Source organism: Serratia sp. S4, from assembly GCF_000347995.1.
GTDB lineage: Bacteria > Pseudomonadota > Gammaproteobacteria > Enterobacterales > Enterobacteriaceae > Serratia > Serratia quinivorans.
This window is the reverse complement of the sequence record NZ_KB661120.1, coordinates 1,958,835-1,974,540: the sequence shown is the minus strand read 5'-3', so window position 1 is coordinate 1,974,540 and position 15,706 is coordinate 1,958,835. Positions and strand designations below refer to the sequence as shown.

The 15,706-nt window shown below is 56.2% G+C and carries 13 protein-coding genes and 1 pseudogene; 11 read left to right on the top strand and 3 right to left on the bottom strand.

Going from position 1 to position 15,706, the window contains the following annotated elements; genetic code table 11:
- Positions 1-188: 188 nt before the first annotated feature.
- The 5 genes from SERS4_RS0109915 (at position 189) to SERS4_RS0109895 (ending at position 6,472) form a co-directional block, all read left to right on the top strand.
- Positions 189-1,034, top strand: coding sequence for an AraC family transcriptional regulator (locus tag SERS4_RS0109915; RefSeq protein WP_017892369.1), 846 nt, complete (start codon positions 189-191; stop codon positions 1,032-1,034).
- A gap of 207 nt (positions 1,035-1,241) precedes the next feature.
- The gene (locus tag SERS4_RS0109910; RefSeq protein WP_017892368.1) at positions 1,242-2,162 is read left to right on the top strand and encodes a dihydrodipicolinate synthase family protein; all 921 of its coding nucleotides are present in this window, start codon (positions 1,242-1,244) and stop codon (positions 2,160-2,162) included.
- Positions 2,163-2,219: 57 nt separating this feature from the next.
- Positions 2,220-3,830 carry an aldehyde dehydrogenase (NADP(+)) gene (locus tag SERS4_RS0109905; RefSeq protein ID WP_017892367.1) on the top strand — a complete coding sequence of 537 codons (1,611 nt, stop codon included), beginning with the start codon at positions 2,220-2,222 and terminating at the stop codon, positions 3,828-3,830.
- 44 nt (positions 3,831-3,874) lie between these two features.
- Positions 3,875-5,440 carry an APC family permease gene (locus SERS4_RS0109900; protein ID WP_017892366.1) on the top strand — a complete coding sequence of 522 codons (1,566 nt, stop codon included), beginning with the start codon at positions 3,875-3,877 and terminating at the stop codon, positions 5,438-5,440.
- An 18-nt stretch (positions 5,441-5,458) separates the two neighbouring features.
- The gene (locus tag SERS4_RS0109895) at positions 5,459-6,472 is read left to right on the top strand and encodes an Ldh family oxidoreductase (RefSeq protein ID WP_017892365.1); all 1,014 of its coding nucleotides are present in this window, start codon (positions 5,459-5,461) and stop codon (positions 6,470-6,472) included.
- 46 nt (positions 6,473-6,518) lie between these two features.
- Here the strand turns inward: SERS4_RS0109895 and SERS4_RS25720 are convergent.
- Positions 6,519-6,947: pseudogene (locus SERS4_RS25720) on the bottom strand (universal stress protein).
- 177 nt (positions 6,948-7,124) lie between these two features.
- Positions 7,125-7,841: an autoinducer binding domain-containing protein gene (locus tag SERS4_RS0109885; protein WP_017892362.1), complete on the bottom strand. Its 717-nt coding sequence runs from the start codon at positions 7,839-7,841 to the stop codon at positions 7,125-7,127.
- Between the two features lie 347 nt (positions 7,842-8,188).
- Between SERS4_RS0109885 and SERS4_RS0109880 the strand changes: the two genes are divergently transcribed.
- From SERS4_RS0109880 to SERS4_RS0109860, 5 genes are read left to right on the top strand one after another with little or no spacing between them, the layout of a single operon-like run.
- On the top strand, positions 8,189-9,718 hold the full coding sequence (locus SERS4_RS0109880; RefSeq protein WP_017892361.1) for a 3-hydroxyacyl-CoA dehydrogenase NAD-binding domain-containing protein: 1,530 nt from the start codon (positions 8,189-8,191) through the stop codon (positions 9,716-9,718).
- 9 nt (positions 9,719-9,727) lie between these two features.
- Positions 9,728-10,939, top strand: a complete 1,212-nt coding sequence (locus tag SERS4_RS0109875) for an acetyl-CoA C-acyltransferase (protein ID WP_017892360.1) — start codon at positions 9,728-9,730, stop codon at positions 10,937-10,939.
- A 15-nt stretch (positions 10,940-10,954) separates the two neighbouring features.
- Complete coding sequence (hemA, locus tag SERS4_RS0109870) at positions 10,955-12,166, top strand: 5-aminolevulinate synthase (protein WP_017892359.1); 1,212 nt, start codon at positions 10,955-10,957, stop codon at positions 12,164-12,166.
- Complete coding sequence (locus SERS4_RS0109865) at positions 12,163-13,335, top strand: MFS transporter (RefSeq protein WP_017892358.1); 1,173 nt, start codon at positions 12,163-12,165, stop codon at positions 13,333-13,335. The genes hemA and SERS4_RS0109865 overlap by 4 nt, the downstream gene beginning before the upstream one ends.
- Positions 13,328-14,050, top strand: a complete 723-nt coding sequence (locus SERS4_RS0109860) for an enoyl-CoA hydratase-related protein (RefSeq protein WP_017892357.1) — start codon at positions 13,328-13,330, stop codon at positions 14,048-14,050. The genes SERS4_RS0109865 and SERS4_RS0109860 overlap by 8 nt, the downstream gene beginning before the upstream one ends.
- Positions 14,051-14,154: 104 nt before the next feature.
- Here the strand turns inward: SERS4_RS0109860 and SERS4_RS0109855 are convergent, their stop codons facing one another.
- Positions 14,155-14,454 (bottom strand): putative quinol monooxygenase, encoded by a 300-nt coding sequence (locus SERS4_RS0109855; protein ID WP_012006252.1) that lies wholly within the window; start codon positions 14,452-14,454, stop codon positions 14,155-14,157.
- Between the two features lie 156 nt (positions 14,455-14,610).
- Between SERS4_RS0109855 and SERS4_RS0109850 the strand changes: the two genes are divergently transcribed.
- Positions 14,611-15,105, top strand: coding sequence for a DedA family protein (locus tag SERS4_RS0109850; RefSeq protein WP_017892356.1), 495 nt, complete (start codon positions 14,611-14,613; stop codon positions 15,103-15,105).
- Positions 15,106-15,706 lie beyond the last annotated feature (601 nt).

Genomic DNA, 15,706 nt, shown 5'->3' with positions numbered 1-15,706 from the left:
TCAGCACAATCCCCTGAGCAGGGTTTAGCCGGATCGAGACAACCCGGCGAGCAAAAGTATGCGGTGATCCGCATAATTGGCAGCTACGCTTGAAAAGTTATAAGAAAGTTAATATTGATGAGGCGCTTGCCAAACGGCCGGTCCGGCCACCTCAGATTCAGTGCCACCCAGTGGGAAAAGGTATTGCCATGCGATTAGCCCAGGATCATCAGCTTGTTACGGCCTCCCGGCCGGTTATCGAGGAGCCGGAACAGGACATTTTTGCCGTTGAACAACTGTCACGCTGGTGCGATGGCCTGGCACAACAGCGCCCGAACACCCTGCACGACCTGCTCAACTCTCTGGCTCTGATCGCCCCGCTGCTCAATGCTATTCCCAACGTGGTGTTTTTTATCAAGGATCTGCAAGCGCGTTACCTGCTGGCCAACCTGACGTTGGCCAAGCGCTGCGGCTTTAAAACCGTCACGCCGCTACTGGGAAAAACCTCGGCGGAGGTGTTTCCGGCCCAGCTTGGCTCGGGTTATACCGAACAGGATCTGCGGGTACTGCAGCAGGGGGCATTGATTCAGGACCAACTGGAAATGCACCTGTACAGTGGGCGAGAGACCGGCTGGTGCCTGACACAAAAACTGGCGCTCTATGACGTTCAGGGCAAGATCATCGGTATGGCTGGCATCTCGCACGATCTGCAGGAGGCCAAAGCAAACCATCCTGCCTATCAGCGACTGGCGGCGATCGACGTCTATATCCGTCAGCACTATGCCCGACCTATTGCCCTCGAGGAATTAACCGCCCTCACCGCCCTTTCCGTGGCGCAGATAGAGCGCTACTGCAAACGTATTTTCCACCTCACACCACGCCAGATGATCCACAAGGTGCGGCTGGAAAAAGCCACCGAACTGCTGGCCGGCGATTTACCCATAACCGACATCGCCCTGCAGTGCGGTTACACCGATCACAGCGCATTCAGCCGCCAATTCAAAGCCATGACCGGCTCTACGCCACGTGACTTCCGCATTAGCATCATCTCATAACAAACTGATTTATTTTATAAAAAAATTTATTTCGGCACTTTGACGGCCAGATTTTTGCTTGCCTGATACTCTGCACCACTGTGCCAATTTCGTCATGGCATTCGGAGAAAACCGTCAAGCCCCTGCGGACAATACAGGTCAATCTGTGATTGGATTTTACCAATAATTCACCATTGATTAACAAACTTGGACGACAGGATAAACACTATGAGCCATAAAGCCATTAGCTGGAGCGGCGTGTTTCCGGCGGTCAGCACTCAGTTTCGTAGCGATTTCTCTCTGGATCTCGATGCCACCCATACGGTGATAAAAAACCTGGTCAAAGACGGCGTTTCTGGCCTGGTGGTGTGTGGCACCGTGGGCGAAAACACCTCGATGACCGTGCAGGAAAAATTGTCGGTGATTGAAGTGGCACGCGATGCCGCACAAGGCAAAGTACCGGTGATTGCCGGAATTGCCGAATTCACTACGGCCTTTGCTCGCAACATGGCGCAAGAAGCGCAAAAGGTCGGCGTCGACGGCATCATGGTCATGCCTGCGCTGGTCTACTCCGCCAAACCCCATGAAACCGCCGCCCACTTTCGCAGCGTTGCCGGTGCTACCGATCTGCCGATCATGGTCTACAACAACCCGCCAATTTACAAAAACGATGTGACGCCCGACATCCTGACGTCCTTGGTTGATTGCGAAAATATCGTGTGCTTCAAAGACTCTTCCGGCGACACTCGCCGCTTTATCGATCTGCGTAACGAAGTGGGCGATCGCTTTGTGCTGTTCGCCGGGCTTGATGACGTGGTGCTGGAAAGTATCGCCGTCGGTGCCGAAGGCTGGATCTCCGGCATGTCCAACGCCTTCCCGCGCGAAGGAGAAACGCTGTTCCGTCTGGCGAAGCAAAAACGCTTTGAGGAAGCCCTGGCGCTGTATAGCTGGTTTATGCCGTTGCTGCATCTGGACGCTCGTCCGGACCTGGTGCAATGCATCAAGCTGTGTGAAGAGTTGGTCGGCCGCGGCAGCGCCATTACCCGTCCGCCACGCCTGGCATTACAGGGCGATACCCTGGCAGAAGTCACCGCCGTAGTTAAAAAAGCGCTGGCAAACCGCCCTGAATTGCCGGACGTCGGCCTGTAATTGCCACTCTCGCCCGGCCGCCTGCCGGGCCTGAACACCAGCCAACCGGGGGAACCCATGTCCAACGTTTATACCATCCGTGGTCAACAATTTATCGGCGGTCAACGCCGTGCCAGCGGTGAGGCCGAACTGGTCAGCCTGCGTGCCGATAACGGCCAGCCAACCGGCCACCGTTTTTTCTCGGCCAGCATCGCAGAAACCGCCGCCGCCGCCGATGCCGCCGCACAGGCGTTCACCGCCTATTCACAACTCAGTGCCGAACGGCGGGCTGACTTCCTTGAGGCGATTGCCGGGCAGTTGGATGCACTGGATGAGGAGTTTTTTAACTACGCCATGCAGGAAACCGCTCTGCCATTAGCGCGTCTGAGTGGCGAACGCGCCAGAACCAGTGGCCAGATGCGGTTATTTGCCACCCTGTTGCGCCGTGGTGATGTGCACGGCGTACGCATAGACTGCGCCTTGCCGCAGCGCACACCGCTGCCGCGTCCGGATCTGCGCCAATACCGCACGGCACTCGGGCCGGTGGCGGTGTTTGGTGCCAGCAATTTCCCGTTGGCCTTCTCTACCGCAGGCGGTGATACCGCCGCTGCCCTGGCCGCAGGCTGCCCGGTGGTATTCAAGGCGCACAGCGGCCACATGATCACCGCCGAGCTGACCGCACAGGCGATTGAACGGGCCAGAGAGCAGCAACAGATCCCGGCCGGGGTATTCAACATGATTTACGGCGACCGCATCGGCGCGGAACTGGTACAGCACCCGTCCATTCAGGCGGTGGGCTTTACCGGTTCGCTGCGCGGCGGCAGGGCTTTGTTCGATCTGGCCATGCGCCGTCCGCACCCTATCCCGGTCTTTGCCGAGATGTCGAGCATCAACCCGCTGATCATCATGCCGCAGGCCTTAGCCCAACGTGGGCAGCAGATCGCACGCGAGCTGGTGGCCTCATTCACTCTGGGTTGCGGCCAGTTCTGTACCAAGCCGGGGCTGATCATCGGCCAACGCGGTGAAGTATTCAGCCAGTTTATCGGTGAATTAACCGAGCTGGTGAACGCCGCCGCCCCGCAACCGATGCTCAATACCGGCACGCTGGCACATTACCGCAGCGGATTGGCAGCACTGGATCAGCACGAAGGCATTCGTCATCTGGCCGGTAGCCGCGAGGAACATCCTTTTTTAGCCGCACCGCAACTGTATCAGGCCGATATCGGCTTACTGCTCAGCGGCAATCCCTTGCTGCAGGAAGAAGTGTTTGGCCCGGTAGCCATTCTGGTGACGGTGGAAAACCAGCACCAACTGACCGCCGCACTGGAAAGCTTGCAAGGCCAACTGACCGCCACGCTGCTGACCGACCCAGAGGATCTGGCCGACGCCGAACCGCTGGCGCAGTTGCTGACCCGCAAGGCCGGTCGGGTGCTGTTCAATGGCTACCCAACCGGAGTCGAAGTGTGCGATGCCATGGTACACGGCGGCCCTTATCCGGCCACCAGCGATGCACGCGGCAGTTCGGTCGGTACCCTGGCCATTGAACGCTTCCTGCGCCCGGTTTGTTTGCAAAATTACCCGGCCGCATTGTTGCCGTCAGCGTTACAAGACAGTAATCCACTGGGCCTGCTACGGCTGGTGAACGGTATTTACACCCGAGATCCGATCCACTCACCTGCCAACAACTAGCCCGGCCGCATCTGCATGCCACCTAATAACAAAAGGGTAAACCCATGACAACCCAAGGCAAATTCAAGAAGCAGCTTACGCTCACCGATTTGACGTTTATCGGCCTGGGCGCAATCTTTGGTTCCGGCTGGCTGTTCGCCGCCAGCCACGTCTCCTCCATTGCCGGCCCCGCCGGCATTTACTCCTGGCTGATCGGCGGGTTGGCCGTGCTGCTGCTCGGGATTGTTTATTGCGAGCTGGGTGCCGCGCTGCCCCGGGCCGGCGGCATTATCCGCTACCCGGTATTCTCCCACGGCGAACTGATGGGTTATCTGCTGGGGTTTATTACCCTGATCGCCTTCTCCAGCCTGATATCGATTGAGATCGTCGCGGCCCGCCAGTACGCCGCCGCCTGGTTTCCTTTTCTGAGCCAGCCCGGCTCCGGCAACCCAACGCTAATCGGTTGGCTGGTCCAGCTCCTGCTGCTGTGCTTTTTCTTCGCCCTGAATTACTACAGCGTCAAAACCTTTGCCAAATCCAACAATCTGATCAGCGTGATTAAATTTGTGGTGCCGCTGCTGGTGATCGTGGTGCTGTTCAGCTTCTTCAAACCCGAAAACCTGCACAGCCAGGGGTTTGCGCCCTTTGGCTCCGCCGGGGTGGAAGCGGCCATTTCTGCCGGGGGGATTATCTTCGCCTATCTGGGCCTGACGCCGATTATCTCGGTCGCCAGCGAAGTGCAAAATCCGCAGCGTACCATTCCTGTCGCGCTGATCCTGTCGGTGGTGCTGTCCACCATCATTTATGTGCTGCTGCAGGTGGCCTTCCTCGGCAGTATTCCCAGTGAGATGCTGAGCGGCGGCTGGGCCGGTATCAGTCAGCAATTCTCACTGCCTTACCGTGATATCGCCATCACCCTGGGGATGGGCTGGCTGGCGTTACTGGTGGTGAGCGATGCGATTATCTCACCGAGCGGCACCGGCAATATTTACATGAACGCCACCCCACGCGTGATATACGGCTGGGCTCGTGCAGGCACTTTCTTTAAGATCTTTACCCGCGTCGACGGTGAATCCGGCATTCCACGCCCTGCCCTGTGGCTGACCTTTGCGTTGTCGATCTTCTGGACGCTGCCCTTCCCCTCTTGGGAGAAGCTAATCGGCGTGGTTTCCGCCGCGTTGGTGCTGAGCTACGCCATTGCGCCGGTGACTGCTGCCGGTCTGCGCCGCAATGCGCCAGATCTGCCGCGTCCCTTCTTCGTGCGCGGCTTCTGCGTGCTCGGTCCGGTGTCATTTATCATTTCGGCGCTGATTGTCTATTGGTCCGGCTGGAACACCGTTTCCTGGCTGCTGGGCCTGCAGATCCTGATGTTCGTGGTCTATATCCTGTTCAAAAACAAGGTGCCAACCCACGCCGTCAGTCTGAAGCAACAGATTTGGTCGTCGCTGTGGCTGATAGCCTTCTACGCGCTGATTATTGTCGCGTCCTATCTCGGCAGCTTTGGTGGCATCAACGCTATTGGTCACCCGTGGGATACCCTCACGGTGGCGGTCATTGCATTGGCAATCTATTACTGGGGCGCCTATACCTGTTTACCTCAGGCAAATTTTGCCGGTGATGAGGAAGAGTAACCGTAAAGGAGATATGTAATGACGCAAACCCAGAGTCTGACGCTGAAAGAAGCCTATGAACTAGCATTGCGCGCATTGCGCAGCAACGGTTTCAGTGCCGAACATGCCGATGCCGTCGCGCAGAATGTGACGGCCGGTGAACGCGACGGCTGCGCCTCGCATGGTTTGTATCGGGTACTTGGCTGCGTGCGTTCGCTGCTGGCCGGTAAGGTATCCGCCGAGGCACTCCCGACGATTATCGATCAAGCCCCGGCGATCTTGCGGGTGGATGCTCACGATGCTTTTTCGCTGCTGGCCTACCGTACCGCGCTGCCGGCGTTTATCGATAAGGTGCGCACCAACGGCATCGCTGCACTGGCGATTAATCACTGTGTGCATTTCTCGGCGCTGTGGGCCGATATCGAACCCCTGACCGATCGGGGTCTGGTGGCACTGGCCTGTACCCCCAGCCATGCCTGGGTCACGCCGGCTGGAGGAACCCGGCCGCTGTTTGGTACCAATCCGATTGCCTTCGGCTGGCCGCGCCCGCAGCGCCCGCCCTTTATTTTCGATATGGCCACCAGCGCGGCGGCACGCGGTGAAATCGAGCTGCATCGCCGCGCCGGTACGCCGCTGCCGCCGGGCTGGGGTATCGATCAACAAGGGGAGCCTTCCACCGATGCGGCCAGCGTGTTGCAGGGGGCGATGCTGACCTTTGGCGGGCATAAGGGTTCAGCGCTGGCGGCGATGGTGGAGCTGATCGCCGGGCCGTTGATTGGCGATATGACCAGTAAGGAGTCGCTGGCCTACGATCGGCAGACCGGCTCCTCCCCTTACGGCGGCGAGCTAATCATCGCGATGGATCCCGATCGTTTTCTGGGGGCGGACAAGGCGGCACATTTGGCCAGGGCAGAAACCTTATTCGCGGATATGAAAGAGCAAGGGGCGCGTATTCCGGGGGAACGGCGTTTTGAGCGTCGACAGTACAGTGAGCAGCACGGCATTAGCTTGCCGCAGACGCTGTATGACGAGATTGTGGCGCTCTGCCGCTGAATGAGACAGGCCCGCAGTTCAATACTGCGGGCCTGATTTGAAAAGATTACCTGACCACCATCACCGAGATATTGGCGTGGCGCACAATGGCCGCCGCGTTGGAGCCCAGCAGGTAGGTTTTTACACTCGGGCGACGCGAGCCGATGATGATCAGATCGGCTCCAATCTCATCCGCCAGCTGCAGTACCTCATCGCGCGGTGAACCAAAGCTGATGGTGTAATCCAGGCGATCCAGGGGAATGTCGATTTCCGACATGATCTTCTTGAGCTTATCTACCGCTTTGACTTCCGCCTGATTCTCAAATTCCTTGATCCCGAAAGAATAAGCGGTAACGAATGCCTAAGCATCCGGCAGCGCATGGAAGAAATGCACTTTGGCACCGGATATTTTCGCCAGGTACTCAACATGCTCCAGCGCATGCTCGGTCAACAGATCTTCTTCAATATCTATCGGCACTAATATGGTCTTGTACATATCACATCCCTTCTATGCAACCTTGGTGCCTACAGGGTACTGCCGGGAAGGATAAGGGTGAAACGCTTTCTCGCGCTTTTGTGATCGGCGGTAAATACTGACCAGGATAATTCTTTATTTAACAAAATATAAACATCACATTTCTAACGGCTAGCCGATTAACTATTTCAAACGCGGTTAAATAAGTTGTAAATACACCGCCTTCGCCGTGGCGGCGGTTTTATTGGCCACCGACAACTTTTTAATCGAATTGCCAATGTGGAAATTCACCGTCCGCTCACTCAACCCCATTAGCAGAGCGGTCTCTTCCGAGGTTTTACCTTCGCTGCACCAGCGCAAAATATCTTTTTCGCGCAGCGTCAGCACATCTTTGATTGCCTCGTCGTTCACCGAGATTAATGCTTCACGCAGCGTTTTATGAACCATCTGTGCCAACCACAGGAAAAAGGTTTCGTTACGCGCACTGGCCTGCGGCGACTGAGCGGGAATGCTTTTTCCGGCAAAGGTGAGAATACCCAACCGGCCATAGCAATCCTTGACCGACTGCGACCAGCCTTCGCGAATACCAAACTGCGCCATACGCCACCACAGCTCTGGCTTGTCCTGGTAGAAATGTTCGTCCCAGTAAAATTGCAGCGTGGAGTGGTGGGCCTGCTCAATCACCGGATCCTGCAGGTAGACCCGCAGCTTGCGATAGTCCTCCAGGTAGGACTCGGGGAAATTGCCCTCTATCAGCATTTTGGGTCGGCTGGCCGGGTAGCAGGAAAAGACCGTGTAAGAAAAGTATTCAAAACCCAAAGCCTGGGCACAGGGTGCCAGTTGGCTTAAAAAAACCTCGCGGTCAGGCAGACTGGTCAGTAAGGCATCCATCAAAGGCTGAAGGTGGGTGTCCATAAAACAGATTCTCCAGAAGGCCGCACCGGGTTATCGATAAGTAAGATTAACTATAGTGGAGTGCCCGGAGCGGCAACAGCCGTTTCATAGTATAAAAAGTACCATGCCTATATCAAAAACAGCTATGCCTGCTCGGATATTAATAAATAACGCCTTTAAATGGCATTAATAGCGGAAAGTACGCGAATAACATAAAGCCGATTTATTGTAAACCTGTCACTTCTACCGTTAGACACTGGCAGCTATGCCCATTACCTTCGCCATAGGCACCTGGTGCTTTTTAAATCCGAATAAATTATAAGCATTTGCGAAATTCGCAAGGCAGAAAAATACTCACGGGGATTTTTATGGCAGAGAATAATTCGGCAATCCATTCGGTCGCTGTTATTGGTGCCGGGACCATGGGCAGAGGTATTGCCTATCTTCTGGCGCAAAACGGCATACGAACCCTGCTTTATAATCGTAGCGGTAATAATCTGAATCAGGCCAGGGACTATATTATCCGTGACCTGGATAAGAAAATAGATGGCGGTAAAATAAGCCTGCAGAAGAAAGGCGAGATATTGGCCAATCTGGTTTTCTCTCCTATTTTCGAGGCTATTGCCGACAGCGACCTGGTGATTGAAACCATCGCGGAACATGAGTCAACCAAGCATGAGATCCTCTCGGCGATTGCGGCCACGGTGAAAAAAGAGGCGATTATCGCCACCAATACCTCATCGCTGTCATTGAATAAGCTGGCGGCAGGCGTCGAAAATAACGCCCGTTTTATCGGCCTGCACTTCTTCAATCCGGCCCCGCTGATGAAACTGATCGAAATTATTCCGTCTTACTTTACCAGCCGGGCCACCAGCCTGCGTTGCCAGCAGTTGGTGACGGTGATAGGCAAACAGTTTGTGGTCTGCAAAGCCACGCCGGGCTTTATCGTCAACCGGATGGCGCGACCTTTTTATCTGGAAGGGTTTCGGCTGTTGGAAGAGAACGTGGCGCTGGCGCCGCAGATCGACCGCGCACTCAAGGCCGGTGGCCACTTCCGCATGGGACCTTTAGAGCTGACCGATTTTATCGGCCAGGATATTAACTATCAGGTCAGCAGCCAGATTTGGCAGGACATGCAGTACGACCCCCGCTATACCCCCGGTCATTTGCAACGTTCGCTGGTGGATGCCGGGCTGCTGGGGAAGAAAAACGGCCGATCCTTTTTTACCCCCTCTTCCGCCACACCCAGCTCCGCCGACGCAGGCAGCGGCACGCCGACCTCACTGAATTTTTATGGTGAACATCCCCTGTTCGACCTGTTGCAACAGCGCGCTTTGGCGCTCTGGCCAAGGTTGCAGATTAATCGCCAATCGGAACAGCCAACGCTGGGCCGCTTTATCCGGGTGAATGACGCAATGGCCATCAAAATTACCGATGGCCGCACCGCCAATCTGCTGGCTGAATTGACCGAACTCGATACCTTCGTGATCGACGCCGCGCTCAACTACGCCGATACCGCCTATCTGGCGGCTGCCCACAGCCAGGATGCCAGCACGGCCAATAAAGCGCTGTTTCTGACGCTGCTGCAAACGTTGATCCCACAGGTGGAGTTTATTAAAGACTCCCCGGGCCTGATTGTCGCCCGCGTCCTGAGCAGCCTGATCAATGAGTCGGTGATTATGGTGGAGAGCGGGGTTTGCAGCCGGGCGGACATCGATATCGCCGCGGTGGCCGGCGTTAACTATGCCGATGGCATCTTTAGCTGGCTGGCGCAGCTTGGGCAAAAAAACGTGAAGTCGACGCTGGACAATATGGCTCAACTGCTGCATTCCGCCCGCTATTACCCGCATTACTCTTTGCTCAATACCCCCCGGCCAGAGCTGGCCGTCGCGCCCTAAGGAAAAATGATGACGATTAAAGACGATGGAGTCTATCTGATCGACGGCACGCGCACGGCTATTGGCGCCTATGGCGGTAGCCTGGCGTTAACTCGTCCGGACGATATGGCGGCCTCGATTATCCGGGTGCTGCTGCAACGACATCCTGAAACCGAAGCGGATATTGATGAGGTGATCCTCGGCTGCGCCAATCAGGCCGGAGAAGACAACCGTAACGTGGCCCGGATGGCAGCGCTGCTCTCCGGTCTGGATCAGGGGGTGCCGGCGATTACCCTTAACCGTTTGTGTGCTTCCGGGCTGGATGCGGTGATCTACGCCAGCGCAAAAATAAAAAGCGGCCTCAGCGATCTGGTATTGGCCGGGGGTGTGGAAAGCATGAGCCGCGCGCCCTACGTGATGGGTAAAAGTGAAACGCCTTTCGACAAGGGGGTCAAACTCTACGACACCACCCTGGGCTGGCGTTTTATCAATCCGCAGTTGGCACAGCGCTATGGCAGCGATCCGCTGGGCATAACGGCGGAGAACGTCGCGCAGCAGTACCGGATATCCCGCGACGATCAGGATGCTTTTGCCCTGGCCTCGCAGCAGAAGGCCTGGCGGGCGATCGAAAATGGCCGCCTGGCCAGGGAAATAACGCCGCTTGAGGTCCAGGCCGACCGTAAAACCCGTAAAACCTTCGAACAGGATGAGTTCCCGCGTCAGACCACGCTGCAAAAATTGCAGGCGCTGAAACCGGCCTTTACCCCCGACGGCTCGGTCACCGCCGGCAACGCCTCCGGCATCAATGACGGTGCTGCGGTGCTGTTGCTGGCCAGCGGCCGCTATGTGAAACGCAAGTCGCTGCAGCCGCTGGCGGAGATAGGTGACAGCGCCAGCGCCGGCGTCGCCCCTTCGCTGATGGGAATTGGCCCGGTCGCCGCCACCGATCGGCTGTTGGCGCGGTCCGGCTTTACCCTGAACGATTTTGACGTGATTGAAATTAATGAGGCGTTTGCCGCCCAGGTGCTGGCGACGCTGCAAAGCTGGCGTATCGACTTCAAGGATACGCGGGTCAATCCCAACGGCGGAGCCATCGCCCTTGGGCATCCGCTGGGCATGTCCGGCGCGCGACTGGTGCTTTCCAGCGCGCTGGAGCTGCATACCCGGCAATTAAACCATGCGCTGGTGACAATGTGTGTCGGTGTCGGCCAGGGTGTTTCATTGGTCATTAAAGCCCTCTAATGCAAGGAATTCCGTATGAGCGTATTGAACATTCTTGAAGAAAAACTGGCCGAAACCAAAAGACAGGGCCGCTTCCGTGAGTTCCTCAATCTGGAACGCAGCGTGCTGGACAAACCCTGGGCAACCAGCCACGGTCAGGGCGGTGAGCGCCGTCTGAACGTCTGGTGCTCCAATGACTATCTGGCGATGAGCCATCACCCTAAAGTCATTCTGGCCACCACCGAAGCGGTGAACCGCGTCGGGCTGGGCACCTGCGGCGCACGCAGCATTTCCGGCACTTCTGTCTATCACAGTGAATTGGAAACCCTGTTGGCCAGCGCCTATGGCAAAGAGTCGGCGCTGCTGTTTACCACCGGCTTCGGTGCCAATGACGCCACCTTGTCCACCCTGTGTGATGCCATTCCCGATCTGATTGTGTTTTCCGATGAGCTGAACCACGCCTCGATGATTTACGGCATCCGTTACAGCAAGGCGGAGAAAAAGATCTTCCGCCACAATGACGTGGCCCATCTGGCCGAGCTGCTGCAGGCCGCCGACCCGCATCGGCCCAAACTGATCGCCTTCGAGTCGCTTTATTCAATGGACGGCGACTTTGCCCCACTGGCACAAATTGTGGAACTGGCTGAGAAATATCAGGCGCTGACCTATCTGGACGAGATCCACTCCGCCGGCGTTTACGGTCATCGCGGGTTGGGCTATGCCGAACAACTTGGCCTGTTGGACAAAATAACCATTATCCAGGGCGGTTTTGGCAAATCTTACGGCGCTGCCGGTGGCTACATCGCCGCCCCGCGCGTGGTGGTTGAAGCGGTGCGTAGCTGGTCGCCAGCGTTTGTCTTCAGCACCTCGTCCCCGGCTCCGGTGGTGGCGGCCGCGCTGGCCAGCTTCAAATACAACCTGGAGCATGACAATCAGCGCAAGCATCTGCTGGCGATCATCGACCACTTGAAGTCCGGCCTGCGCGACGCCGGCATTCCGCTGGTTTCGGAGGACAGCCACATTCTGCCGGTGCTGGTCGGCGATCCACACCGCAACAAGCACATCAGCAAACAACTGCTCGATGAGTACGATATTTACGTGCAGCCGGTGAACGCCCCAACGGTTCCGGCCGGTAGCGAGCGTTTGCGCGTTACGCCGACCTCTGCCCATACTCATGAGGACGTGGAATATTTCCTGGCGGCGTTAAGCAAAGTCTGGGCTGCCAATCAGTTACGGAGAGCAGGATGAAGTTGACGGACTATAACGGCCATTTTCTTACGCTGTGTCTGATGGCGACCGGTACCTTTGCCATCGGGACCGACGCGTTTATTGTCGCCGGTATCCTCGACGAGATATCCGGCACCTTTGCCGTCAGCCCCGCGCAAGCGGGGCAGTTAATCTCGGTATTTGCCCTGGCTTATATGCTGTTTGCCCCGCTGACCGCCTGGCTGCTGGGGAACCTCAATCGCAAACATATTTTGCAGTTGGCCCTGGTGTTATTTATCGCCGGTAATCTGGTCTGTGCCTATGCCGACAGTTTTTTGCAAATGTCTGCCGGGCGGGTGCTGGCGGCGCTGGGCGCGGCTTGTTATACGCCACAGGCCGCTGCGGCGGCGGTTGGGCTGGTGGCGGAAAAGCGCCGCGGGCTGGCGATATCTATTGTTTACGGCGGCATGACGCTGGCCATCGCCCTTGGCATTCCCTTCGGCACCTTCCTGGCAAAGTTGATCGGCTGGCGGGAAATCTTTTTGCTGATCGCCTTGCTGGGCGCGGTCTCACTGCTTGGGCTGTCGCTGGCGCTGAGCACCATCGCGGCACCGGGTAAACACACGCTAAAAGAGCGGCTTGCTCCGCTGCGACAAAAAGCGGTGCTGACCACCCTGCTGATTACCTTTTTCGCCGTCTGTTCCGAGCATATCGTTTACAGCTATGTGAGCGTATTGCTGAAAAACACCCAGTTTGGCCCGGAGGCCATTTTGCCGATTGCGCTGCTGGTGTTCGGTATCGGCGCCGTTATCGGTAACTTCGTTTCCGGCCTGTTAACCGATACCTTCGGCAGCAAGTTTGTGCTGCTGTTTTCGGTATCGGTGCAAACCGTTTCGCTGTTCCTGCTGGCCTTTTACGTCAGTTCCCCCTGGTGGGTACTGGCGATTTTTCTGGTCTGGGGCATTACCGGCTGGATGTATCTGGTGCCGATCCAGCACCACTTGTTATCGCTGTCCAAACGCTTTGGCGCACTGACCGTTTCACTCAACAGCTCGGTGCTGTATGCCGGCATCGCAGCGGGTGGCATGCTGGGTGGCCTGACGCTGTATGCGCTGCCGGCCTTTTATCTCCCCTTGTTCTCGCTGCCGCTGGGGGCTATCGCCCTGCTGCTGACGCTGTTGTTCTTCCAGGGGGAAAAAACCAATGAGTGATCTGCCCCTCCCGGTGCGGTATGAGCAGAATGACGGCATTGCCGTGATTACCCTGAACCGGCCGGAAAAAAAGAACGCCATCAATCTGGCGATGGCGCAACTGATCCAGGGCTATCTGCAACGGGCCGAACAGGATGATGCCGTTCGAGTGATAGTGCTGACCGGCCTGCCGCAAGTGTTTTCCGCCGGAATGGACGTTCGGGCCTTCCAGCAGGGAGAACTGCCGGTGGTCGAACCGGAAGGATTTGGCGGTCTGGTGCATGCCCAGCTCACCAAGGTGATTATTGCCGCAGTCGATGGCATCGCCTTCGGCGGCGGTTTCGAGATAGCGCTGGCCTGCGACCTGATCGTCGCCAGCCACAGCGCACAGTTCAGTTTCCCGGAAACCGGGCTGGGATTGATTGCTGCGCAAGGGGGCTGTTCACGGCTGCCGGCGCGCATCTCACCCTATATCGCTCTCGAGTGGTTACTGACCGGCCGAATCATCAGCGCGCAGGAAGCCTGGCAGCAGGGTGCCATTTCCCGCATCAGTGAGGGTAGCGCACGCGAGGAGGCACTGACTCTCGCCCGGCAGATTGCACAAAAAAATCCGCTGGCGAGTCAGGCGGTGAAGGCCATCGTCCGCCAAGGTTTGAACCGGCATGAAGCCGCTTCCTTTGACTATCAGCAAGGCTGGGTGGAGCGGGTGCGCCAGGCCGCGGCCAAATCCTTTTAAGAACATTCTTAGTGAATGGCAATCATTCGCAGTCTAATTTTTAATCACTACAAGACAGTGCTTGAGAAGCCATTAACCCCGCTCTGCGGGGCTTTTTTTGCTGATTAGGATTTTACGGCGGAAAAAGGCTGCATAAACAGGAAGGTACAGGGTTTACTCTGGTGCTGATTGATCAAGGGCACCAAACGCCTGAAGTGTTCCGTTTGGCAATGGGCGTCCAGCGCGGCGCGATCGGGCCACTCCTCGACAAAAATAAAATGCCCAGCATCCTGGTGATCGATAAACAACTCATAGGAGAGGCAAAGTGGCTCCTGCCGGGTTTTCTCCACCAGTTCCTGATACAGCGGCATCACCGTTTCAACACAATCGAGCTTGATAAAATCTTCAGCAATCACTTTTAACATTGTTACCTTCCTTGTTTTTATCTCAGGCGCATCACCATGGGTAACCACGCAATCTCATCAGGATGAACCTATTCAGTTAACAAAACCTAATTGACCATTTATTGAAGTTACGAATGGGACACTGGTCACCAGAGAATACATTTTCACAGGTGGCCGATGGAACAACTCACACAAATTATCGCCAAATACAGCCCGGAACCTGAATTCCTGTTGTTGATTATCTTTTTATTTTCGCTGGGAAAGTCAGTGATTTTTATTTCTTCGCTGTTGCCACCGGCTTCGGTCACGCTGATGCTGGGCATCGTCGCCGGTAAAAGCATGCTCCCCGACGTCCATGTCTGGGCGGCGATTACCCTGGGCGCCCTGCTCGGTTCCGTTTTGTCCTTCCATTGTGGCTCGCTGTTCTGCCAACGCGAACCCGGAAAGTGGCTGCCGACCCGATACCGGCAGGCACTGCTCAAAACAAAATCCGCATTGCAGCATAAAGGGTGGGTGCTGTTGTTTATGTCGCGTTTTTTGGCGGTAATGCGCTACACCGTACCGCTGGTCGCCGGCATCATTGCTCTGCCGCTCAGGCAGGTCTATTGCGCCAGCGCGCTGTCCGCCGGGATTTGGGCACTGGGGTTGATGTTGGTTAGCCGGGTGTTTTGAACCGTCTGGCCTCTGGCTTTCGAACTCCGGGTAGCCCGCGCGCCTATAGCAGCTCTGAAGAAGCACCGGGATCCCATTATCAATTTTGCAGGGAATCGGCTCTTGGTCATCGCGATAAATGGAGTAGTAATAGGCCCAGCCTGCGTCAGATCACTTAACTGAATATTCACGCCGGAAGGATGCCATTTTTGTGGGACGAGTCTCAATTAAGTATTATTCTTAAAAAACGCTGAAGAAAAAAAACCGCTAACAAATTGATTTGGTTGATAAGTAATACGCAAGCCAGCCTTGTAATCAATTGATTCCCCCCCCAGAGCACTTCCCGCCGAGCTTACGACCTTACTCGTCGACCTCTTCACTGCTAGCCCCGAATGTCAAACGCTTACACCCATTAGTTTTTCTCATGCGATGTTTTTAACCCTCTGTTTTATCAACAAGATAAGTCGCATCAGGGCTGTTAATCTGGCCAGACCCGGAGTAATCTTCCGCCCCCGAGACGTCCGATTTGCCTCCGCAGTGTAAAGAACAATCGACTTTTATCCCTCGCATAAATGTTGTAAACATGTTGCACAAAGGTGGCGTTATTGCACTACCTTACTAA